At 69.3% G+C, this 22,132-nt stretch carries 24 protein-coding genes; 10 read left to right on the top strand and 14 right to left on the bottom strand.

Annotated elements, in window-relative coordinates:
- Positions 1 to 76: 76 nt before the first annotated feature.
- Positions 77 to 451 (bottom strand): alpha/beta hydrolase, encoded by a 375-nt coding sequence (locus AC1HIL_RS06285; protein ID WP_479671399.1) that lies wholly within the window; start codon positions 449 to 451, stop codon positions 77 to 79.
- Between the two features lie 115 nt (positions 452 to 566).
- Here AC1HIL_RS06285 and AC1HIL_RS06280 point away from each other — a divergent pair, with 115 nt between their 5' ends.
- Positions 567 to 1,469, top strand: a complete 903-nt coding sequence (locus AC1HIL_RS06280; RefSeq protein WP_057595108.1) for a LysR family transcriptional regulator — start codon at positions 567 to 569, stop codon at positions 1,467 to 1,469.
- A 45-nt stretch (positions 1,470 to 1,514) separates the two neighbouring features.
- On the opposite strand, the gene AC1HIL_RS06275 is transcribed toward AC1HIL_RS06280, so the two are convergent.
- Together AC1HIL_RS06275 and AC1HIL_RS06270 are read right to left on the bottom strand one after the other, a co-directional pair.
- Positions 1,515 to 2,198 (bottom strand): dienelactone hydrolase family protein, encoded by a 684-nt coding sequence (locus tag AC1HIL_RS06275; protein ID WP_057595109.1) that lies wholly within the window; start codon positions 2,196 to 2,198, stop codon positions 1,515 to 1,517.
- A gap of 80 nt (positions 2,199 to 2,278) precedes the next feature.
- Positions 2,279 to 2,890, bottom strand: a complete 612-nt coding sequence (locus tag AC1HIL_RS06270) for a 2-hydroxychromene-2-carboxylate isomerase (RefSeq protein WP_413761707.1) — start codon at positions 2,888 to 2,890, stop codon at positions 2,279 to 2,281.
- A 139-nt stretch (positions 2,891 to 3,029) separates the two neighbouring features.
- Between AC1HIL_RS06270 and AC1HIL_RS06265 the strand changes: the two genes are divergently transcribed.
- Positions 3,030 to 3,779, top strand: a complete 750-nt coding sequence (locus tag AC1HIL_RS06265) for an SDR family oxidoreductase (RefSeq protein ID WP_261215237.1) — start codon at positions 3,030 to 3,032, stop codon at positions 3,777 to 3,779.
- On the top strand, positions 3,779 to 4,426 hold the full coding sequence (locus AC1HIL_RS06260) for a MarC family protein (protein WP_413761709.1): 648 nt from the start codon (positions 3,779 to 3,781) through the stop codon (positions 4,424 to 4,426). The genes AC1HIL_RS06265 and AC1HIL_RS06260 overlap by 1 nt, the downstream gene beginning before the upstream one ends.
- 21 nt (positions 4,427 to 4,447) lie before the next feature.
- Here AC1HIL_RS06260 and AC1HIL_RS06255 read toward each other — a convergent pair whose 3' ends face one another.
- The 10 genes from AC1HIL_RS06255 to purT all read right to left on the bottom strand — a co-directional run bounded on the left by AC1HIL_RS06255 (position 4,448) and on the right by purT (position 14,991).
- Positions 4,448 to 4,909, bottom strand: coding sequence for an EVE domain-containing protein (locus AC1HIL_RS06255; protein WP_057595112.1), 462 nt, complete (start codon positions 4,907 to 4,909; stop codon positions 4,448 to 4,450).
- Between the two features lie 64 nt (positions 4,910 to 4,973).
- A complete protein-coding gene (locus AC1HIL_RS06250) occupies positions 4,974 to 6,134 on the bottom strand; it encodes an ABC transporter substrate-binding protein (protein WP_057595113.1) in 1,161 nt (386 codons plus the stop codon).
- Positions 6,135 to 6,195: 61 nt separating this feature from the next.
- Positions 6,196 to 8,079 (bottom strand): AMP-dependent synthetase/ligase, encoded by a 1,884-nt coding sequence (locus AC1HIL_RS06245; protein WP_479671398.1) that lies wholly within the window; start codon positions 8,077 to 8,079, stop codon positions 6,196 to 6,198.
- 5 nt (positions 8,080 to 8,084) lie between these two features.
- Entirely contained in the window at positions 8,085 to 8,858 is a 774-nt protein-coding gene (locus tag AC1HIL_RS06240) for an ABC transporter ATP-binding protein (protein ID WP_093355294.1), read from the bottom strand.
- Positions 8,855 to 9,676 carry an ABC transporter ATP-binding protein gene (locus AC1HIL_RS06235; RefSeq protein WP_203203899.1) on the bottom strand — a complete coding sequence of 274 codons (822 nt, stop codon included), beginning with the start codon at positions 9,674 to 9,676 and terminating at the stop codon, positions 8,855 to 8,857. The genes AC1HIL_RS06240 and AC1HIL_RS06235 overlap by 4 nt, the downstream gene beginning before the upstream one ends.
- The gene (locus tag AC1HIL_RS06230; RefSeq protein ID WP_093355289.1) at positions 9,673 to 10,749 is read right to left on the bottom strand and encodes a branched-chain amino acid ABC transporter permease; all 1,077 of its coding nucleotides are present in this window, start codon (positions 10,747 to 10,749) and stop codon (positions 9,673 to 9,675) included. The genes AC1HIL_RS06235 and AC1HIL_RS06230 overlap by 4 nt, the downstream gene beginning before the upstream one ends.
- Positions 10,750 to 10,751: 2 nt before the next feature.
- On the bottom strand, positions 10,752 to 11,627 hold the full coding sequence (locus tag AC1HIL_RS06225; protein ID WP_057595118.1) for a branched-chain amino acid ABC transporter permease: 876 nt from the start codon (positions 11,625 to 11,627) through the stop codon (positions 10,752 to 10,754).
- A gap of 19 nt (positions 11,628 to 11,646) precedes the next feature.
- On the bottom strand, positions 11,647 to 12,522 hold the full coding sequence (locus tag AC1HIL_RS06220; RefSeq protein ID WP_208510568.1) for a helix-turn-helix domain-containing protein: 876 nt from the start codon (positions 12,520 to 12,522) through the stop codon (positions 11,647 to 11,649).
- 122 nt (positions 12,523 to 12,644) lie between these two features.
- The gene (locus AC1HIL_RS06215) at positions 12,645 to 13,598 is read right to left on the bottom strand and encodes an alpha/beta hydrolase (protein ID WP_431511145.1); all 954 of its coding nucleotides are present in this window, start codon (positions 13,596 to 13,598) and stop codon (positions 12,645 to 12,647) included.
- A gap of 190 nt (positions 13,599 to 13,788) precedes the next feature.
- Positions 13,789 to 14,991 (bottom strand): formate-dependent phosphoribosylglycinamide formyltransferase, encoded by a 1,203-nt coding sequence (gene purT / locus AC1HIL_RS06210; RefSeq protein ID WP_479671397.1) that lies wholly within the window; start codon positions 14,989 to 14,991, stop codon positions 13,789 to 13,791.
- 179 nt (positions 14,992 to 15,170) lie between these two features.
- Here purT and AC1HIL_RS06205 point away from each other — a divergent pair, with 179 nt between their 5' ends.
- From AC1HIL_RS06205 to AC1HIL_RS06175, 7 genes are all read left to right on the top strand, one after another.
- Complete coding sequence (locus tag AC1HIL_RS06205; RefSeq protein ID WP_479671396.1) at positions 15,171 to 16,019, top strand: 3-hydroxybutyryl-CoA dehydrogenase; 849 nt, start codon at positions 15,171 to 15,173, stop codon at positions 16,017 to 16,019.
- 31 nt (positions 16,020 to 16,050) lie between these two features.
- Entirely contained in the window at positions 16,051 to 16,866 is an 816-nt protein-coding gene (locus tag AC1HIL_RS06200) for a crotonase/enoyl-CoA hydratase family protein (RefSeq protein WP_422099704.1), read from the top strand.
- Positions 16,867 to 16,905: 39 nt separating this feature from the next.
- Positions 16,906 to 18,243 carry a serine hydrolase domain-containing protein gene (locus tag AC1HIL_RS06195; protein ID WP_479671395.1) on the top strand — a complete coding sequence of 446 codons (1,338 nt, stop codon included), beginning with the start codon at positions 16,906 to 16,908 and terminating at the stop codon, positions 18,241 to 18,243.
- Positions 18,244 to 18,338: 95 nt separating this feature from the next.
- On the top strand, positions 18,339 to 18,788 hold the full coding sequence (locus AC1HIL_RS06190; protein WP_057595125.1) for a MarR family winged helix-turn-helix transcriptional regulator: 450 nt from the start codon (positions 18,339 to 18,341) through the stop codon (positions 18,786 to 18,788).
- A gap of 110 nt (positions 18,789 to 18,898) precedes the next feature.
- Complete coding sequence (locus AC1HIL_RS06185; protein WP_057595126.1) at positions 18,899 to 19,324, top strand: organic hydroperoxide resistance protein; 426 nt, start codon at positions 18,899 to 18,901, stop codon at positions 19,322 to 19,324.
- Positions 19,325 to 19,512: 188 nt separating this feature from the next.
- Positions 19,513 to 20,631, top strand: coding sequence for a DUF2855 family protein (locus AC1HIL_RS06180; protein WP_479671394.1), 1,119 nt, complete (start codon positions 19,513 to 19,515; stop codon positions 20,629 to 20,631).
- Between the two features lie 35 nt (positions 20,632 to 20,666).
- Positions 20,667 to 21,716, top strand: coding sequence for a serine/threonine protein kinase (locus AC1HIL_RS06175; RefSeq protein ID WP_479671393.1), 1,050 nt, complete (start codon positions 20,667 to 20,669; stop codon positions 21,714 to 21,716).
- Here AC1HIL_RS06175 and AC1HIL_RS06170 read toward each other — a convergent pair.
- A complete protein-coding gene (locus tag AC1HIL_RS06170) occupies positions 21,707 to 22,102 on the bottom strand; it encodes a hypothetical protein (RefSeq protein ID WP_057595129.1) in 396 nt (131 codons plus the stop codon). The two genes, AC1HIL_RS06175 and AC1HIL_RS06170, sit on opposite strands and share 10 nt — an antisense overlap.
- Positions 22,103 to 22,132: the final 30 nt, after the last annotated feature.

The raw sequence follows: 22,132 nt of genomic DNA, 5'->3' as shown, positions 1-22,132 counted from the left end.
GTATTGAAACAATGTCAGGTCGACCGTTCAGTCATTAACCTGGGCACGCAGCGGGCCATTCCGCCCCGCCGCATGCTCAGCGCCCGGTACGCGGCGTGCCCGGCACGGCCTTGATCTGCGGCGGGATCTCGCTGTTGACGAAGGCGCGGCGGTCGAGGTTCAGGCTCGGGTCGTGCGAGGCCGCCACCGCCTCGGCGCGTACCGCCGCGCGGTCGCGCCCGCCGGTGCGCGGCGCGGCGAGCGGCCGCTCGGCCTCCACGTCGCCATACGCATTGCCGGCGCGCGCCGCCGCGGCCGCTTCGGCGGCCAGCGCGGCGCGGTCCGCGCCGGGGCCGATCGGCCGGATCGGATCGAAGGCCTGGGCGAGCGCCCCGCCGGCCGGCAGCCACAGGGCCGCCAGTGCCAGCATCGACGGCGCGAGGGCCGCATGAAATCGAAAAGTACGTGTCATCGAATGCATCCTTGCCTGCGTGCGAGTCGCGGCGCGCCACGAAAGTGCCGCGCGGCTATGCTAAGAAAAACCCTTGAGAATCGCGCCATCGCCCAGCGCTACCGGCACGACATCCATGGACAGCCTCGACCTGATCAGAACCTTTCGCGAAGTCGCGGCGCATGGCAGCTTCTCGCAGGCGGCCAAGCGGCTCGACATGTCCAAGGCCACGGTCAGCAAGTATGTCGCCGAACTCGAGACCCGCTTCGGCGTGCGCCTGCTCAACCGCTCCACGCGCTCGGTGAGCCTCACCGACGCCGGCCAGCTGCTGCTGGAGCGCAGCACGCCGGTGCTCGAGATGGTCGAGCTCACGCAGGCCGAGCTGCAGGAGCGCGCGAGCCAGCCCGGCGGCCGGCTGCGCATCTCGGCGCCGCACGGCATGGGCAACGGCGAGTTCCCCAACCTGCTGGCCGACTTCATGCGCCACTACCCCGACGTGCGCATCAGCCTGCAGCTGACCAACCGCACGGTCGACCTCGCCGAGGAAGGCATCGACGTCGACATCCGCAGCGGCCCGGTGGAGGACGCCAACCTGATCATGCGCAAGCTGCGGCTCATGAACATGGTGGTGTGCGCCTCGCCGGTCTACTGGAAGAAGCACGGCAAGCCCGAGCATCCGCGCGACCTGGCGGACCACGAGGCGCTCACCCACTCGCTGCTCGGCGCCCAGCCGGTCTGGCGCTTCGACGACGGCGGCGAGCCGCTCGACGTGCACGTCAGGAGCCGCATGGACTGCACCGAGGGCGCGCCGCTGATCCGCATCGCGATGCGCGGCTTCGGCGTGATCTACCTGCCCTCGATCCTGGTGCAGTCGCACATCGACCAGGGCGAGCTGGTGCCGGTGCTGCAGGACTATGCGCGCAAGGACATGTGGCTGTCGGCCGTCTACCTGCAGCGGCGCCACAACAGCGCCGCGCTGCGCGCGCTGCTCGACTTCCTCGAGACCCGCGTGGGCGACAAGCCCGGCCTCAAGAAATGAAAAAGCCCGGCGGCGCCGGGCTCCCATGCGACGAAGCGAGCGCGCTCAGCCGATGTGCTGCGCGAAGAAGGCCAGCACGCGCTCGCGCGCCAGCTTGGCCGCGTCGGCGTCGTACGAGCCGCGCTGGTCGCAGTTGAAGCCGTGACCCACCGGGTACACGTGCACCTCGACCTCGGGATGGGCCTTCTTGAAGCTCTCGATGGTGTCGAGCGGGATCCAGTGGTCCTGGTTGCCGAAGTGGGCCTGCACCGGCACCTTGGGCTGGCGCGCGGTTTCCTCGGGCGAGGTCATGCCGCCACCGTAGTAGGGCGCGGCGGCCGAGAGGCCGGGCACCAGCGCGGCGGCGCGCCAGGTCAGCAGGCCGCCCCAGCAGTAGCCGACGATGCCGACCTTGCCGGCCTTGGCCGCGTAGGCCACGGCGGCCTCGATGTCCTGCAGCACGCCGGGCGCGGGCAGCGCCTCCACGGCCGTCTTCAGGCCGAAGCCCGTCTTCATGTCGTCCTCGCTGTAGCCCAGCTCGACGCCCGGCTTCACGCGGTGGAAGGTCGCGGGCGCGACGGCCAGGTAGCCCGCGGCCGCGTAGCCGTCGGCCACCGAGCGGATGTGCGAGTTGACGCCGAAGATCTCCTGCACCACGACGACGGCACCGCGCGGCGTGCCGGCGGGTTCGGCCACGTAGGCGGGGAAGACGAAGCCGTCCTTGGCTGTGAGATCGATGAATTGACCCATGAGTTGTTGCTCCTTTGATGGCAATGGGAAGGATGGAGAGGATGCGTGTCCGGTGCGTGTCCGATGCGTGTCGGCGGCGTTCAGCCCGCCGGCCCCGCGCGCAGCGCGCGTTCGACGAAATCGAGCCGGTCCTGGCCCCAGAAGATCTCGCCGTCGATCACGTAGCTCGGCGCGCCGAAGACCTGGATGTCGATGGCCTCCTGCGTGTAGGCCTCGTACCGTTCCTGCACCGCCTGGCTCTGCGCCTGCTCGGCGCGCTTGGCCGGCAGGCCGCATTCGGCCACCAGCGCCTCGAGCACCTTGGGGTCGCCGATGTTGCGCTCCTGCGCCCACACCGCGCCGAACACCGCCGCGCACATGCGCATCGCGGCCTCGCAGCCGTCGTTGAGATCGACCGCGATGATCAGCCGCGCCGCGTCGTCGCCCGCGACCGGAAAGAACTTCGGCTTCGGATGCAGCGGAATCCCCAGGTGCTTCGAGAAGCGCGCCAGCTCGACCAGCCGGTAGGCCTGCCGCTGCGGCGCGCGCTTGCCCAGCGGCAGCCCGCCCGAGACCGGAAAGATGCTGCCCATGTCCACCGGACGCACGCGCACCGTGGCGCCGGCCGCTGCCGCGATCGCGGCGAAGCGCGCATGGCCCAGGTAGGTCCAGGGGCTTTGGGGGGGAAAGTAGTAGTCGATGGTCTTGCTCATGAATTCACCTCCGCGCACGAAGCGCCGCCGGAACATCCCGGTACTGCGGGTAAGGCCCGCGACTTGCGAGCCACCCTCGGTGATGTAATCCGGACCGACGGTTTTAACTGACGCGCAGCTTTTGTGCAGGAGATCGGAATTGAACCAGCAGGTGCTCTTGGTCACGGGGGGCGGACGCGGCATCGGCGCCGCCACCGCCTTGCTGGCGGCGCGGCGCGGCCATGCCGTGGCGGTCAACTACGCGAGCAACTCGCTCGCGGCCGACGAAGTCGTGCGCGCGATCCGCGCCGCGGGCGGCAAGGCGATCGCGGTGCAGGCCGATGTCGGCGACGAAGCGCAGGTGATGGCCATGTTCGAGCAGGTCGACGCCAGGCTCGGCCGGCTCACCGCGCTGGTCAACAGCGCCGGCGTGGTCGACGTGCGCGCGCGCGTCGACGAGATGAGCGCGGCGCGGCTGGAACGCATGTTCCGCATCAACGTGATCGGCAGCTTCGTCTGCGCGCGCGAGGCGGTGCGCCGCATGAGCACGCGCCACGGCGGCACGGGCGGCGTCATCGTCAACCTCTCGAGCGCCGCCTCGCGGCTGGGTTCGCCCGAGCAGTACGTGGACTACGCCGCGAGCAAGGGCGCGATCGACACCTTCACGCTCGGCCTGGCCAAGGAAGTGGCTGACGAAGGCATCCGCGTCAACGCGGTGCGCCCGGGCCTGATCGACACCGAGATCCATGCCTCGGGTGGCATGCCCGACCGGGCCTTCGACCTCGCCGCCTCGGTGCCGATGAAGCGCCCCGGCAGCGCGGAAGAGGTGGCGAACGCGATCGTGTGGCTGCTGTCCGACGAGGCCAGCTACACCACCATGGCCCTGCTCGACGTCTCGGGAGGACGCTGATGAGCACCTCGATGGACCTGATCAAGCCGCTGGTCACGCTGGTGGCGATCGTCAACCCGCTGGCCATCGTGCCCTTCTTCATCCACTACACGCAGGGCTACTCCGACGCGCAGCGCCGCCGCACGGTGCGCATGTCGGCCTTCAGCGCCTTCGTGGTGATCGCGGTCAGCGCGCTGATCGGCCTGCAGCTCCTGTCCTTCTTCGGCATCTCGATCGCGAGCTTCCAGGTCGGCGGTGGCCTGCTGCTGCTGATGAGCTCGCTGTCGATGCTCAACGCGCAGCCGGCCGAGAGCAAGACCAACGTCGAGGAGCTGCGCGCCACCGAGGTCAAGGCCTCGATGGGCGCCTCCATCGCGGTGGTGCCGCTGACCATCCCGCTGCTCACCGGCCCGGCCACCATCTCCACCGTGGTGATCTACGCCGACAAGGCCAGGCACCTGTGGGAGCTCGCGGTGCTCGTGGGCTACGGCGTGGTGGTGGCGCTGGCCACGGCCATCGCCTTCTCGCTCGCCCAGCCGATCGCCCGCGTGCTCGGCAAGACCGGCATCAACATCATGACCCGGCTCATGGGCCTGATCCTCGCGGCGCTGGCGGTCGAGGTGATGACCGACGGCCTGGGCAAGCTGTTCCCGATCCTCGCCAAGTAGCGCGACCGGATGCGGGCCGGCTCAGCCCAGCATCTTCTCGATGATCTTCCAGTGCGCCGGCTCCACCGGCGTGATCGACAGCCGGTTGCCCTTTCGCAGGATCGTGAGCTCGGCCAGTTCGGGCTTCGCGCGCAGCTCGGGCAGCGCCAGCAGGCGCGTCTTGCGCAGCGCCTGCACGTCCACCAGCAGCCAGCGCGGATCGTCCTGCTTCGAGGCCGCGTCGTAGTAGGGCGACTTCGGGTCGAACTGCGTGGGATCGGGCTTGATGCCCGAGGCCACGCGCGCGAGGCCGGCGATGCCGGGCTCGGGGCAGCTCGAGTGATAGAACAGCACGCCGTCGCCGACCTTCATGCCGTCGCGCATGAAGTTGCGGGCCTGGTAGTTGCGCACGCCGGTCCACGCCACGGTGGCGTCGGGCGCGGCCAGCGCATCGTCGATCGAGACCTCGTCGGGCTCGGATTTCATCAGCCAGTACTGGGGCATGGCGTTCTCGCGAGGATGGGATGCCGCGCAATATAGCCGCCCGCCCCGCCGCCGGGGCCCGGCCTCAGGGTGCCACGTAGTCCGACACCACCACCCACTTGCCGTCCTTGATCTGCGACAGCCGCGACTGGTCGTTGCCCAGGCGCTTGGTGGCGGTGTAGGTGCTCTTCGGGCTGCCGAACATGTCGGGCTCGAAGGTGATGCTGTCCATGGCCTTGATGAAGCTGTCGGTCGTGAGGTTCGGGCCGGCCTTCTGCGCCGCCTTGATGAAGGAGTCGACGATCACGTAGCCGTAGACCGAGAACACGGTCGGGTCCTCGTTGAACTTGGTCTTGTACTTGTTGGCCCAGAAGCGCAGCGGCTGCGACTGCTCGTCGGTGTAGGGGTTCTGCACCGTCATGGTCGCGTAGATGCCGTCCATGGCCTTGCCGCCGAGCTTGTGGATCAGGTCGGTGTAGGCCGCGCTCGACCCCAGGAAGGTCGGGTTGAAGCCGGTCTTGCGCGCCTCGCCCACCGTGCCTATGGTCTCGCGGATGATGGTGCCGAGCACCACCAGGTCGCAATTGGCGGCCTTCATCTTCGCGACCTGCGAGCTGAAGTCGGTGGCGCCACGCTTGAACGAGGTCTTCTCGGCCAGCTCCATGTTGACGGTCTTGAGGCCGGCCTCGGCGCCGCGCTGCACCTCGAGGCCGAACTCGTCGTCCTGGTAGATGGTGCAGACCTTCTTCGCGCCCTTGTCCTTCACCATCTTCGGCAGCGCCAGGCGGATCTGGTCGTAGTAGGTGGCGGCGAACGAGTACTTGAGGCGGTTGAGCGGCTCGTACATCTCGCGCGCCGCGGTGATCGGCATGTAGTTGACGACGTTCTTGTCGAACTGCACCGGCATCGCCGCCATGTTCTGCGCCGTGCCGATGTGGCCGGCCATGATGAAGATCTTCTCCTGGTTCACCAGCTTCTGCGCCGCCAGCACGGCCTTCTTCGGGTCGTAGCCCGAGTCCTCGACGTAGAGCTTGAGCTTGCGGCCGTTGACGTCGCCCTGCTCGTTGAGCTCGTCCACGCGCAGCTGCATGCCGTTGCGCGCCTGCTTGCCGAAGCCGGCGAGCGGCCCCGAGAGGTCCTGGATCGTGCCGATGCGGATCTCGTCCTTGGTCACGCCCTGCTGCGCGGACGCGAGCGTCGCGGCCAGGCCCAGCACGGCCAGCATCGTCGGTGTCTTGAGCTTCATGCGCTTGTCTCCTCGGGTTGGCGAAAAAATCGGGTGGCGATCGGGACGTTCTTCGATGCGCTCAGCGGTACATGGCCTCGATGCGCGGCGCGTACTTGGTCTGCACCAGCTTGCGCTTGAGCTTCATGGTCGGCGTCAGCTCCTCGTCCTCGGCGCTCAGCTGCGTCTCGAGCAGGAAGAACTTCTTGATCTGCTCCACGCGCGCGAACTTCGCATTGACGCGGTCGATCTCGCCCTGGATCAGGTCGAGCACCTCCTGCGTGCGCGTGAGGCTTTCGTAGTTGCTGAACGGCACGTCGTTGTCCTGCGCGAATTTCTCGACGTTCTCCTGGTCGATCATCACGATCACCGTCAGGTAGGGCCTCTTGTCGCCGATCACCACCGCGTCGGTGACGTAGGGGCTGAACTTGAGTTCGTTCTCGAGTTCGCTCGGCGTGATGTTCTTGCCACCTGCCGTGATGATGATGTCCTTCATGCGGTCGGTGATGCGGAAATACCCTTCCGCGTCGACCGTGCCGACGTCGCCGGTGTGCAGCCAGCCCTCGGCGTCGATGGTCTCGGCGGTCTTCTCGGGCAGGTTCAGGTAGCCCATGAAGACGTTCGGGCCGCGCACCAGGATCTCGCCGGTCTGCGGATCGAGGCGCACCTCGTTGTAGCCGGCCGCCGGGCCGATCGAGCCCGGCATGATGCGCGTGACCGGCACGCCGGTGGAGGCGCCGCACGACTCCGTCATGCCCCAGACCTCGAGCATCGGCACGCCGAGCGCGAGGTACCAGCGCACCAGCTCGGGCGAGATCGGCGCGGCACCGGTCACGAGGAAGCGCGCGCGGTGGATGCCGATCAGCTTGCGCACGTTGTCGAGCGCGAGCCAGCGCGCCAGGCGGAACTTCAGGCGCAGCCCCGCGCCCACCGGCCGGCCCTCGAGCACCCGCTGCGCGATCTGCTGGCCCACGCCGATGCTCCAGCCGTAGGCCGCCTGCTGCAGCCGGCTGGCCTCCTTGAGCGCGATCATCACGCCCGAATAGAACTTCTCCCACACGCGCGGCACGGCCGTGAACACGGTGGGCGCGATCTCGCGCACGTTCTCGGGCACGGTCTCGGGGTTCTCGACGAAGTTGAGGATCGATCCGGTGTACATCGCGAAGTACTCACCACCCATGCGCTCGGCGATGTGGCACAGCGGCAGGAAGCACATGCGCTCGTCGCTCTCGTCCTGCGCCAGCAGCGTGTTGTAGCCGCGCATGGTGTAGACCAGCCCGCCGTGGCTGTGCATCGCGCCCTTGGGCTTGCCGGTGGTGCCCGAGGTGTAGACCAGGATCGCGAGGTCCTCGGCGCGGCAGGCGGCCACGCGCTGCTCGAGCGCCCGCGGATGCGCGGCCAGGTGCGCGCGGCCCAGGGCACGCAGGGCCTCCAGGCTCAGCACGTCGGGATCGTCGAGCTCGCGCAGGCCCTCCATGTCGAACACCACCACCTTGCGCAGCAGCGGCAGCGCGGCGCGCACCTCGAGCGCCTTGTCGAGCTGCTCGTCGTCCTCGACGAACAGCACCGTGGTGCGCGAGTCCTCGCACAGGTACTGCACCTGCGAGGCCGCGTCGGTCGGGTAGATGCCGTTGGAGACGCCGCCGCAGCTGAGCACCGCCACGTCGGCCAGCACCCATTCGATGACGGTGTTCGACAGCACCGAGGCACACTCGCCGGCCGCGAAGCCCAGCGCCATCAGGCCGCCCGCGATCTCGCGCACCGCCTCGGCGGTCTGGCCCCAGGTCCAGCTGCGCCAGATGCCGAACTCCTTCTGCCGCATCCAGACCTTGTCGCGGCGCAACTCGACCGCTTTCCAGAACACGGCCGGGATGGTGTCGCCCGGCACCACCACCTCGGTGCGGGGCTGCAGGTGCGCGAGGTCCCAGAGGCCGGCCGGCGCGCGCAGTGTGAAGGTGCTGCTCATCGGTGCTACCTCCAGGTCTTCTTTTTCTTCCAGCGCCGCTCGCCGCGCACGCCCTCGTCCTTCACGCCGAGGTAGAACTCCTTGATGTCCTCCTTCTCGCGCAGCCGCTCGCAGCTGTCCTCCATCACGATGCGGCCGTTCTCGAGCACGTAGCCGTGGTCGGCCGCGTTGAGCGCCATGTTGGCGTTCTGCTCCACCAGCAGGATGGTGGTGCCGCGCTCGCGGTTGATGCGCACCACGATCTCGAAGATCTCCTTGGTGAGCTTGGGGCTCAGGCCCAGGCTGGGCTCGTCGAGCAGGATCAGCTGCGGCGCCGCCATGATCGCGCGCGAGATCGCGAGCATCTGCTGCTGCCCGCCCGAGAGCAGGCCGGCGTCCTGCGTGGCGCGCTCGCGCAGGATCGGGAAGTAGCCGAACACGGTCTCGATGTCGCGCGCCACGCCGTCGCGGTCCTGGCGCGTGTAGGCGCCCATCAGCAGGTTGTCGCGCACCGACAGCAGCGGGAACACCTCGCGGCCCTCGGGCACGTGGCTCAGGCCCTGCTGCACGATGTGGGCCGGGTCCCTGGCCGTGATGTCGCGGCCCTGGAACTCGATGCTGCCCTTGCGCGGATCGATGATTCCCGAGATGGTCTTGAGGATGGTGGTCTTGCCCGCGCCGTTGGAGCCCAGCACGGTCGCGATCTCGCCCTGGCGCACCTGGAGGCTCACGCCGCGGATGGCCTTGATCGGGCCGTAGGCGCTCTCGACGTTGAGCAACTGAAGAACCACGTCGCTCATGCTCGAACCCTCCGCAGGCTGCTCACGTCGTCGACCGTGCCGAGGTAAGCCTCCACCACGCGCGCATCGGCCTGCACCTCGCGCGGCGAGCCCGTGGCCAGCACCTCGCCCTGGTTCATCGCGAGCACGCGGTCCGACACCTTCGACACCAGCGACATGTCGTGCTCCACCATCAGCACCGACACGCCGAGCTCGTGCTGGATGTCCTGGATCCAGAACGCCATGTCGGCCGTCTCCTCGACGTTGAGGCCCGACGAGGGTTCGTCGAGCAGCAGCAGCTTGGGTTCGGTGCACAGCGCGCGCGCCAGCTCCACCACCTTGCGCACGCCGTAGGGCAGGCCCGCCACCATCGCGTCGCGGTGGTGCTGCAGGTCGAGCAGCTCGATCACCTGCTCGACCTTCTCGCGCGCCTCGATCTCGGCGCGCCGCGTGGCCGGCGTGAAGAACAGCTCGCGCCAGAAGCCGCTGCGCCGGTGCGTGTGGCGGCCGATCAGCAGGTTGTGCAGCACGGTCGCATGCTCGAACAGCTCGATGTTCTGGAAGGTGCGCGCGATGCCGAGCGCCGCGATCGCGTGCGGCGCCTGGCTGGTCAGCGCCACCGCGCCGCCGGCCTCGCCATGCCAGGTGATCTGGCCCGAGGTCGGCGTGTAGATGCGGCTGATCAGGTTGAACACCGTGGTCTTGCCCGCGCCGTTCGGCCCGATCAGCGTGAACACCTCGCCGCGCCGCACGTCGAAGCTGACCTTGTTGACCGCGAGCACGCCGCCGAAGCGCACGCTCAGGTCCCGGGCCGAGAGAAGGATGTCGCCGCCGCTCATCTCAGGCGATCCGACTTGGTGAAGGACTTCTGCCGCTTGAACAGGCCCTTGCGGTAGAACGGAAACAGCTGCAGGTAGGTGCGCACCTTGAGCCAGCGCCCGTACAGGCCCAGCGGCTCGAACAGCACGAACACGATCAGCACCACCCCGTAGACGAAGCCCTGCAGGCCCGGCGCCTGGCCGATCACCGCGGGCAGCCAGTCCTTGCCCATCGAGATCAGCTGCGGCATCGCGATCAGGAAGATCGCGCCGAGGAAGGCGCCGTGCACCGAGCCGAGCCCGCCGATCACCACCATCAGCAGCAGGTCGATCGACTGCAGGATGTTGAACTGGTCGGGCGAGATGAAGCTCAGCTTGTGCGCGTAGAGCGCGCCGCCGAGCCCCGCGAGCGCAGCCGAGATCGCGAACGACATCGTCTTGTAGCGCGCGAGATGGATGCCCATGCTCTGCGCCGAGATCTCCGAGTCGCGGATCGCCACGAAGGCACGGCCGGTCGGCGAACGCAGCAAGTTCAGGATGCCCAGCGTGCTGAGCACCGCCACCACCAGGCACAGGAAGTAGAAGCCGTCGCCCGAGCCCAGCGACCAGCCGAAGAGCTGCGGCGACTTCACGTGCAGGCCCGCGTTGCCGCCGGTCACGCTCTCCCAGCGCGCGAACACCTCCTCGACGATGAAGCCGAACGAGAGCGTCGCGATGCCCAGGTAGATGCCCTTCACGCGCAGCGCCGGCAGCGCCACCACCACGCCCACGCCGGCCGACAGCGCCGCGGCCGCGACCAGCGCGAGCGGGAACGGCACGCCGAGGTTGGTCAGCACGCCCTGCGTGTAGGCACCGGTGCCGAGGAAGGCCGCGTGGCCGATCGAGAACTGGCCCGTGAAGCCCGCGAGCAGCATCAGGCCCAGGCCGACGATGCCGTAGATCAGCACGAAGGTCAGTTGCGCGAGCCAGTACTCGTCGATGACCCACGGCGCGGCCAGCAGGAAGACGCACAAGAGGCCATACCAGAAGACCTGGCCGCCATGCTTGGCGAGCCGGATGTCCTGGTCGTAGGAAGTCTTGAAGATGTAGCGCATGTTCAGACTTTCTTGCGCAACTTCTCGCCGAACAGACCGTTCGGTTTGATCATCAGCATCAAGAGCACCACGATGTACGGCGCCGTGTCCTTGAAGCCGTCGGGCAGGTAGAAGCCCGCGAACGACTCGACGATGCCGATCACCAGCCCGCCGACGATCGCGCCCGGCAGGCTGCCGAAGCCGCCGACCACCGCCGCCGGAAAGGCCTTGAGCCCGATGAAGCCCATGTTGGCGTGCACGAAGGTGATCGGCGCGAGCAGCATGCCGGCGATGGCCGCGACCGCGGCCGCCAGCCCCCACACCAGCCCGTTGAGCCGCTTGACCGGAATGCCCATGTAGTAGGCCGCGAGCTGGTTCTGCGACGAGGCCTGCATCGCGATGCCGAGCTTGCTGTAGCGGAACATCGCGAACAGCAGGCCGCAGAGGATCGCGGTGGCGACGATGATCACGAGCTGCTCGAGGTTCACCACCAGCTCGCCGAGCTTCCAGATCCGGTCCTTGTAGGGCACGGCCAGCGCATGGGTCTCGGTGCCGATGCCCGGCACCATGGTGACCAGGCCGCGCGCCACGTAGGCGATGCCGATGGTGAGCATCACGATCGAGAACTGCGGCTGGCCGAGGATCGGGCGGATCACCACCAGCTCGAGCAGCACGCCGAAGGCCGCCATCGCGGCGATGGCGAGCACGGCCGCGAGCCAGAACGGCATGCCGAACAGCGACATGCCCGCGAACGCGGCGAAGGCGCCAAGCATCATCAGGTCGCCCTGCGCGAAGCTCACCGTCTCGGTGGCCTTGTAGATCAGCACGAAGCCGAGCGCGATCAGGCCGTAGATGCAGCCTTGCGCGATGCCCGACAGCAGGAGCTGGAGGATCTGCACGACGGGAACCTCCTTGGCCTTACTGGCGCAGGTGACGGAACGGGGACGTGAAGGGGCGGTAGGCCGCGCCGGCGGCGTCGTGCAGCGCGAGGCGCCGCGAGCCGGCCAGGATGTCGCTGGGCTTCAGGCCATAGACCTGGCGGATCGAATGGCTGAAATGGGTGGAGTCGGGATAGCCGGCCTCGAGCGCGATGTCGGTCAGGGTGGCGGTCTGGCGCACGTAGCGCAGCAGGCTGCGCGCGCGCTTCCAGGCGCGGAAGGCACGGAAGGCCATGCCGGTCTCCTGCTTGAACAGGTGCAGGAAGCGCGAGAACGAGAGGTGCACCGAGGCCGCGCATTCCTCGGCCGAGGTGGCGGCCGCGGGGTCGGCGTTGATCGCGTCGATGACCTTGCGGATGCGCGCATCGAGCGCGCGCGGCGCGAGCGGCGCGCCGAAGAACTGGCGGTCGAAGTCCAGGCCGTCGAAGCGCTGGCCGCGCGCCGAGGCGGCGAGCAGCTGGGCATGGCTCTCGCGCACGCGCTGCACGAAGGCCGGTGCCTGCACCGGGCCGCAGTGCTGCAGCCAATCGGGCATGCGCGCGGGATCGACCGACTCCGATTCGATCAGCAGGTTGAGGATCAGCGGATGCGCGCTCTCGATCTCGATCGGCACCTGCGGCGGCACCACCAGCAGCTCGCCGCTCTGCCAGGCACCGCCGCCCACGCGCAGGCGGTTGGGCGGTGCGCCCGCGGGAGAGATATAGACGCCATGGCCGCCCATGGTGCGCACGGCGGCACGGCCCAGCAGGCCGGCGTAGAACACGCGCTGCGTGGTGAGCCACATCAGGCGTTCGCCCTGGCCGCGACCCTCGCGGGCACCGCCTTGCGTCGACGGCGCCATCCTCGTTCCCTGCATGGTGTCTGTCTCCTGCATTCGGGGGCCTGGGCCAGGGCACGGGCCCTGGGTCGGCGTCGTTGTGGGGCTGATCGTAGCGGGGCACGCGCGCGGCGCGGCACCGATTTGCGCGGGGACTTTCCCTAGGCCTGCGGCCGTGGCGCCGCGAACGCGCGACGCAACTCGGTGGCGCAAAGCGCGACCGCGGTGTTGGCCTCGTCGAGCACCTTGCCCATGGTCACGAAACCATGGATCTGGCGCTCGAAGCAGAGGTAGTTCGCGCTGTTGCCGGCCGCGGTCAGCGCCTCGGCATAGGCCAGGCCTTCGTCGCGCAGTGGGTCGTAGCCGGCGGTGAGCACCAGTGCCGGCGGCAGCCGCGACAGATCGCCGTGCAGCAGCGGCGAGGCACGCCAGTCGAGGTCGTGCTTCGCATCGGTGATGTAGTGGTCGTGGAAGTAGGTCATCGTGTCGCGCGTCAGCAGGTAGCCCTGGCCGTTGGCCTGGTGCGACGGATGGCCGCGCCGCATGTCGGTGGCCGGATAGATCAGCAGCTGGAACACGAGCGGCAGGTCGGCGCTCTCGCGCGCGGCGATCGCCACCACCGCTGCGAGGTTGCCGCCGGCGCTGTCGCCGCCCACCGCCATGCGGCTCGCGTCCACGCCCAGCGCCGCGGCCTCGCGCCGCACCCAGCGTGTGGCGGCCAGCACGTCGTCGACCGCGGCCGGGAAGCGGTGCTCGGGCGCCATGCGGTAGTCGACCGCCACCACCGCGCAGCCGGCGCCGTTGGCCAGTTCGCGGCACAGCACGTCGTGCGTGTCGAGGTCGCCGATGACCCAGCCGCCGCCGTGGTAATACACCAGCACCGGCAACGGGCCGGCGCCCGAGGCCAGCGGCCGGTAGATGCGCACCGGAATGGGGCCGTGCGGCCCGTCGGCCGCGAGGTCGCGCACCTCGGCCACTTCGGCCGGCAGCGGCTGGGTGGCGGCGCGGCGCTCGCGGTAGAAGGCGCGCGCGTCGGTGGGCGACAGCGTGTGGGTCGGCGGGATGCCGCGCGCCTCGATGAAGTCGAGCAGCGCCCGGGCCTGGGGATGCAGCATGGTGTCTCCGGTGGATCGATCAATCGACCCAGTGTGGAGCGCGGCGCGCGCGGACGGTATCCGCATGCACCCGCATCCCTCCCCAGGGCCGGCGTCTTTCGTCAGCACTGGCACCATGCCTGCGCCGCTGCGGCGCGGCTTGCGAAAACTGGCTACGGCTGTCGCGCGCGCAACCCGGCGGCCGAAGCGTTCAGGCCTGGCGCGGCTTCACGCGCGAAGCCGCTTCCTTGGCGTTGGCGCGCGCGGTCTCCACGTCGGCGGCATGCGCCAGCGCCACGCCCATGCGGCGCTTGACGAAGCTCTCGGGCTTGCCGAACAGGCGCAGGTCCACGCCCGGCACCTGCAGCGCCTCGGCCACGCCGTCGAAGGCAATGCCCTGGGCATCGACGCCGCCGTAGATCACCGCGCTGGCGCCCGGGCTCTTGAGGGTGGTGTCCACCGGCAGGCCGAGGATCGCGCGCGCATGCAGCTCGAACTCGTTCTGCCACTGCGTGGCCATGGTGACCATGCCGGTGTCGTGCGGCCGCGGGCTGACCTCGCTGAACCAGACCTGGTCGCCCTTGACGAACAGCTCGACGCCGAACAGGCCCTGGCCGCCGAGGTCGGCCGTGACCGCCTCGGCGATCTGCTGCGCCTTCCGCAGCGCGGCGGGCGCCATCGGGTGCGGCTGCCAGCTCTCGACGTAGTCGCCGCTGACCTGCACGTGGCCGATGGGCTCGCAGAACCGGGTGCTCACGGCGCCGCCGGCGTCCTTGGCGCGCACGGTCAAGAGCGTGATCTCGTAGTCGAAGTCGATGAAGCCCTCGACGATCACGCGGCCATGGCTCACGCGGCCGCCGGCCATGGCGTAGTCCCAGGCCTTCTGCACATCGGACGGGCCGTCGATCTTGCTCTGGCCCTTGCCGGAGCTGCTCATCACGGGCTTCACGATGCAGGGGTAGCCGATGCCCGCGTCGATCGCGGCCTGCAACTCGGCGAGCGAATCGCAGAACTTGTAGGGACTCGTGGGCACGCCCAGGGTTTCGGCGGCCAGGCGGCGGATGCCTTCGCGGTCCATCGTGAGGCGGGCGGCGCGGGCCGTGGGGATCACGCGCACCGTGCCCGCGTCCTCGAGCTGCTGCAGCATCGGCGTGGCGATGGCCTCGATCTCGGGCACCACGAGCTGCGGCTTCTCGGCCTCGATCAGCGCCTGCAGCTGCGCGGGGTCGCTCATGACGATGGTGCGCGCATGGTGGGCCACCTGCTGGCCGGGTGCGTTCTCGTAGCGGTCGACGGCGATGGTCTCGACGCCCAGGCGCTGCAGGGCGATCAGCACCTCCTTGCCGAGTTCGCCGGAGCCGAGGAGCATCACGCGGGTTGCCGAGGGGGAGAGGGGGGTGCCGAGGGTGGTCATGGCGGCTTCTGTCGGTTCGGGAGGGAAGAAAAAGAGGGGAAAAGCGCGAGCGCGCACTGTAAGCCACCCGTGTCGCCCGCGGCAACGACGCGCCGGCGGGGCTGATCCACAATGGACGGCACGGCGGCTGGCCCGCCTTCTCTTTTCTTCCCCTTTCGTTTTCTCAAGGAGCATTTCTCATGGCGATTCAGACCGTCGGCATCATCGGCGCCGGCACGATGGGCAACGGCATTGCGCAGGCCTGTGCGGTGGCGGGCGTCAAGGTGGTGATGGTCGACGTCGCGCAGGCGGCGGTCGACAAGGGCCTGGCCACCGTCTCGGGCAGCCTCGACCGGCTGATCAAGAAGGAAAAGCTCACCGCCGAGCAGAAGGCCGCCGCGCTGGCACTGATCCAGGGCTCGACCGACTACGACGACCTCAAGGGCGCGCAGCTCGTGATCGAGGCCGCGACCGAGAACCACGCGCTCAAGCTCAAGATCTTGAAGCAGGTCGACGAGCTCGTGGGGCCCGAGGTCATCATCGCCTCGAACACCTCCTCGATCTCGATCACGCAGCTGGCCGCCGCCACCTCGCGCGCCGACCGCTTCATCGGCATGCACTTCTTCAACCCGGTGCCGATGATGGCGCTGGTCGAGCTGATCCGCGGCTACCTCACGAGCGACGCCACCCACGACACGGTGAAGGAACTGGCCGAGCGCCTGGGCAAGTCGCCGATCACGGTGAAGAACGCGCCGGGCTTCGTGGTCAACCGCATCCTGGTGCCGATGATCAACGAGGCCTTCTTCGTGCTGTCCGAGGGCATCGCGACCGCCGAGGACATCGACGCCGGCATGAAGCTGGGCTGCAACCAGCCGATCGGCCCGCTGGCGCTGGCCGACATGATCGGCCTGGACGTCTGCCTCGCGGTGATGGAGGTCTACCTCGACCAGTTCGGCGACTCCAAATACCGCCCCTGCCCGCTGCTGAAGGAAATGGTGGCCGCCGGCCAGCTGGGCCGCAAGACCGGCCGCGGCGTCTACACCTACTGACGCGCCGAAGAACGAGAAGACAGGGAACGCCATGACCGCCACGCCCACCACCCCGCCGACCGAAGGCTGCATCGACACCCAGGTGCTCGACCACGTGCTGCTGATCGGCATCAACCGGCCCGCCAAGCGCAACGGCTGGACGCCGCCGATGTTCCGCCAGCTCGCCGAGGCCTACACGCGCCTGGACGACGACCCGAAGCTGCGCGTGGGCGTGCTGCATGCCTTCGGCGACCACTTCACGGCCGGCCTCGACCTGCCCGCGGTGGCCGATTACATGAAGCGCGGCGAGAAGGCGATCCCGCAGGGCCTGGTGGAGCCGCACGACTTCGGCCTCGAGGGCTACCGCCGGCGCACCAAGCCGATGGTGGTGGCGGTCAAGGGCATCTGCTTCACGGTGGGCATCGAGCTGATGCTCGGCGCCGACATCGTGGTGGCGGCCGACAACTGCCGCTTCTCGCAGATGGAGGTGCAGCGCGGCATCATGGCCACGGGCGGCGCCACCTTGCGCATGGCCGAGCGCGCGGGCCTCGGCAACGCGATGCTGCACCTGCTGACGGCCGACGAGTTCGGCAGCGCCGAGGCCTATCGCCTGAACTTCGTGCAGAAGGTGGTGCCCGCGGGCCAGGAGCTCGACGAGGCGCTCGCGATCGCGCAGCGCATCGCCGCGCAGGCGCCGCTGGCGGTGGTGGCCACGCGCCTCAACGTGCTCAAGGCGATCGAGCAGGGGCCGCTGGCCGCGGTCGGCGAGTTCATCGAGACGCAGAAGCGGCTGTCGAACAGCGAGGACGCGGCCGAGGGCGTGCGCTCCTTCATCGAGCGCCGGCCCGCGCGCTTCAGCGGGCGCTGACGAACGCCCCCGTTCCTCCCCTCTTCTTCCCCTCTCACCATGACCCTGCGACTGCGCGCGGCCCTGGCCGCCCTGACCCTCTCCGCCGTGAACACCTCCCTCCACGCCCAGGCACCGGCCGCGCCCGCGGCCCTGCCCGATCCCGCGGCCACCTCCGTCGACGCGCTCGGCTGGATGCGCGGCTTTCCGCCGCCGCCCGACAAGCTGATCACCTTCGAGAACCCCGCCGGCAACGCTTTCCCGCGCAACCGCTGGACCTTCTCGCACGTGCGCGAGGTCGTGCCCACCGCCAACGTGTGGCGCGGCAGCGGCGCCGCGAGCCCGCTGCCGGCCGCCACGGGCGTGACGCCCGAGCAGATCGAGAGCATCCGCTTCAAGTCGCTGTCGGGCGAGGACAGCACGGTCGCCCAGATGATCGCCAACACCTACACCGACGGCTTCCTGGTGCTGCACCGCGGCCAGGTGGTGTACGAGAAGTACTTCGGCGCGCTCACGCCCGAGCGGCCGCACCTCGCGATGTCGGTCACCAAGTCCTTCGTGGGCACGCTCGCGGCCATCCTCGCCGACGAGGGCAAGCTCGACCCCGCGGCGCCCGTGACCCAATACGTGCCCGAGCTCAAGGACAGCGCCTATGGCGACGCCACGGTGCGCCAGGTGATGGACATGACCATCGGCGTGCGCTATTCCGAGAGCTACGCCGACCCCAAGGCCGAGATCTGGGACTACTCGCGCGCCGGCGGCTTCATCCCGCGCGCGCCCGGCTACAGCGGCCCGAAGACCTTCTACGAGTTCCTCGCGCTGCAGAAGAAGGAAGGCACGCACGACGAGGCCTTCGGCTACAAGACCATCAATGCCGAGGTGCTGGCCTGGATCCTGCGACGCGCCAGCAACCAGTCGCTGGCCGACCTGCTCAGCGAGAAGATCTGGCGCCGCATCGGCGCCGAGCAGGACGCCTATTTCATGGTCGACAGCATCGGCACCGAATCGGGCGGCGGCGGCCTCAACACCACGCTGCGCGACCTCGCGCGCTTCGGCGAGACCCTGCGCAACGGCGGCCGCGCGCCCAACGGGCAGCAGGTGTTCCCGAAGGCGGTGGTCGACGACATCCGCCGCGGCGGCGACACCGCCAAGTTCGCGAAGGCCGGCTACGGCCTGCTGCCGGGCTGGTCGTACCGCAACATGTGGTGGGTGTCGAACAACGCGCACGGCGCCTACATGGCGCGCGGCATCCACGGCCAGAGCATCTACGTGGACCCGGCGGCACAGATGGTGATCGTGCGCTACGCGGCGCACCCGATCGCCGCCAATGCCGGCAACGACCCGCTGACGCTGCCGGGCTTCGCCGCGGTGGCCGATGCGCTGATGAAGCGCCCCTGATTTTTCCTGCCCTCTCCCGCCGGGAGAGGGCGCCTGAAAACCCCGTGGCACGAAATACTTTGCACACAATTTAATTGAGTGCCATAATTCGCCCCATGCCCTCCCTCACGCAAGACGAACTCCTGAAGCTGGACAACCAGCTCTGCTTCGCCATGTACTCCGCCTCGCTGGCCATGACCCGCCTGTACAAGCCCCTGCTCGACAAGCTCGGTCTCACCTACCCGCAGTACCTGGTGATGCTCGCCCTGTGGGAGAAAGACGGCCCCATGGTCTCCGAACTCGGCGAGCGCGTCTCGCTCGACTCGGGCACGCTCACCCCGCTGCTCAAGCGCCTCGAGGCCAACGGCTTCGTGGCCCGCGTGCGCGACGTGGCCGACGAGCGCCGCGTGCACATCACGCTCACGGCCGCGGGCCGCCGCCTCAAGGCGCGCGCGGGCCATGTGCCCGAATGCCTGCTCGCGGCCTCCGAATGCTCGGTGCCCGAGCTCGTGGACCTCACCCACCAGATTCAAGCGCTGCGCGACCGCATCCGCAAGGCCGCCTGAGCAAGCAAGCCATTTCAATCACTACAACAGGTTTCTCCCGCCGCGTGCCCTTCCGGACCACGACGGTTTTTCCGCAACCACCGTTCCACTTCGACCAAGGAAACATCACCATGACCACCAAGCTCGACAAAGTGCTCTACACCGCCCAGGCCCACACCACGGGCGGCCGCGACGGCGCCGGCAAATCCAGCGACGGCGCGATCGACGTCCAGCTGAGCTCGCCCGGCTCGGGCAAGCCCGGCACCAACCCCGAACAGCTGTTCGCGGTCGGTTACGCCGCCTGCTTCATCGGCGCGATGAAGGCCGTGGGCCCGAAGATCGGCGTCAAGGTGCCGGACGACGTGGCGATCGACTCCAGCGTCTCCCTCGGCCCGACGAATGGCGGCGCCGCCTACGGCATCGCGGTCAAGCTCGCGATCACGCTGCCCGGCCTCGACGCCGAACAGAAGCAGAAGCTGGTCGACACGGCCCACCAGGTCTGCCCGTACTCGAACGCCACGCGCGGCAACATCGACGTCGAACTGACGATCGCCTGAGCCCCCTTGCGCTCCATGACGAAGCCCCGCTCGCGGGGCTTTTTTGCGTGCGCGCGCTTGTCCCGCGCGTGACGCGCCGGCGACCTGCGCGATGGCGCCTTTCACGAAGCTTGGCTAATGTCACGTGGACGCACCCCTTGCCACCCCAGCGGCCGGAACGCCGCGCAGCCACGGAGCTTCGACACGCCATGAGCACCACCCTCAGCCTGCAGATCCGCAAGAGCCGACTGGGCGACACCCGCCTCGACGACAGCACCGACACCCCGCTGGCCGACGGCCAGGTGCGCGTGCGCATCGACAGCTTCGCGCTGACCTCGAACAACATCACCTACGCCGCCTTCGGCGACGCCATGAGCTACTGGCGCTTCTTCCCCACCGGCGACGAGGCCTGGGGCAACATCCCCGTGTGGGGCTTCGCGAGCGTGGTGCAGTCGCTGCATCCGGGCGTGGCCGTGGGCGAGCGCCTCTACGGCTACTGGCCCATGGCCACCGGCGCGGTGCTGAGCCCGACGCGGCTGTCGCCCGAGCGCTTCGCCGACGGCGCCGCGCACCGCGCCGAGCTGCCGGCGGTCTACAACCAGTACTTCCGCTGCAATGCCGACCCGCTCTACACCGCCGACAGCGAGGACACGCAGGCGCTGCTGCGCCCGCTGTTCATCACCTCCTGGCTGATCGACGACTTCATGGCCGACAACGACTTCTTCGGCGCACGCACCATGCTGCTGTCGAGCGCCTCGAGCAAGACGGCCTACGGCACCGCGTTCCAGCTGCACCAGCGCGAAGGCATCGAGGTGGTCGGCCTGACCTCGGCCGCCAACGTCGGCTACTGCGAGAGCCTGGGCTGCTACCACCGCGTGCTGCGCTACGACGCGCTCGACGAATTGCCCGCCGACACGCCCTGCGTCTACATCGACTTCGCGGGCAACGGCGCGCTGCGCGAGGCGATCCATGCGCGCTTCACCGGCCTGCGCTACAGCTGCGCGATCGGCGGCACGCATGTCGAGGAACTGGCCTCCAAGGGCGCCACCCGCGAGCTCGCGGGCCCGCGCGCCACGCTGTTCTTCGCGCCCGCGCAGATCAAGAAGCGCACCGCCGAATGGGGCGCCGAGGAATTCAGCCGCCGCATGGTGGCGGCCTGGCAGGCCTTCACCGCACGCGCGACCGATGCCGCGAGCCCCTGGCTGCGCGCCGAGCACCACCACGGCGGCGCGGCCGCGCAGGCGGCCTATGCCCAGGTGCTGGCCGGCAAGGGCGATCCGCGCACCGGCCACATCCTGTCGCTGCACGCGCACCCCGGCGGCCTCTGAAAAGCGCGCGGGGTGCGGGCGACGACAATCGCCGCATGATTCCCGATTCCCCCGCGGCGCCCGCCGGCCACCCTGCCCATCCCTACGAGAGCCTCACGCCCGACGTGGTGCTCGACGCGCTCGCGGGCCTCGGCCTGCACGGCGACGGCCGGCTCACCGGGCTCAACTCCTACGAGAACCGGGTCTACCAGGTGCACCTCGAGGACCCGCAGCCGCACCCGGCCGTGGTGGTCAAGTTCTACCGGCCCGGCCGCTGGAGCGAGGCCGAGATCCTCGAGGAACACGCCTTCTCGCTCGAACTCGCCGCGGCCGAGGTCCCCGCCGTGCCACCGCTGGCCTTCGGCGGCGCCACCTTGCACCGCCATGCCGGCTTCGCCTTCAGCGTGAGCCCCTACCGCGGCGGCCGCGCGCCCGAGCTCGACGACTTGGAGGTGCTCGAATGGGTCGGGCGCTTTCTCGCGCGCATCCACACCGTGGGCGCCGCGCGCCCCTTCGAGGCGCGGCCCGCGCTCGACCTGCGGAACTTCGGCACCGCCTCGCGCGACTGGCTGCTGGCGCACGACAAGCTGCCGCTCGATGTGCAGCGCGACTGGGAGAAGGCCTGCAACGAGGCGCTCGAGATGATCGCCGCGACCCCGCTTTCAGGCTCGGTCGCCGCTGGCGACGGGCCGCGCAAGCTGCGCCTGCATGGCGACGTGCACCCCGGCAACATCCTCTGGACGCCGACCGACCGCCCCCACGGCGGCCCGCACTTCGTCGACCTCGACGACGCGCGCACCGGCTTCGCGGTGCAGGATTTGTGGATGCTGCTGTCGGGCGAGCGCGCCCAGCGCACCGCGCAGCTCTCCGGGCTGCTCGACGGCTACGAGCAGTTCCGCGAATTCGACCGCCGCGAGCTCGCGCTGATCGAGCCGCTGCGCACGCTGCGCCTGATCCACTACAGCGCCTGGCTCGCGCGGCGCTGGGAAGACCCGATCTTCCCGATCAACTTCCCCTGGTTCGGCAGTAGCGACTACTGGAAGGGCCAGGTCCAGATGCTGCAGGACCAGTGCGAGGCGATGGCCGAGGACCCGATCTACGCCTGAACCGTCGGCGCCGACAGCCGGCGGATCTCCTCGCGCACGATCTCGCGGTGATGGTGCGAGGGCGAGAGACCGATGAACTGCGTGTACTTCTCGAGCGCGGCCGCGACGTTGCCCGCGTCCTCGAGGTCCAGCGCCTCGAGCATCAGTTGCGTGAACAGCCGGTTGGCATCGGCCTCGCGGCGCGAGGCCGCGAGCGTGCGCGGCTGCAGCTCGGGCTGCTCGGCATAGATCCGGCGCTGCACCTCGATCAGCTCGACCATCGCGCGGCCGATGCGGTGCACCTGCTCGGTGGCCGGCTCGAGGCCGCAGGCCCGCACGTCGGCCGCGGCCTGGTCGAGCAGGTGCGAGGCCACGCGCAGCAGCCGGTTCAACGATTTGAGGCTCATGGCAGCACCGCCCCGGCCGTGCCCGCCGGC

This window comes from Variovorax sp. ISS6 (assembly GCF_056523145.1).
The sequence above is the reverse complement of the archived record's forward strand: the minus strand, read 5'-3'. Positions and strand labels throughout refer to the sequence as shown.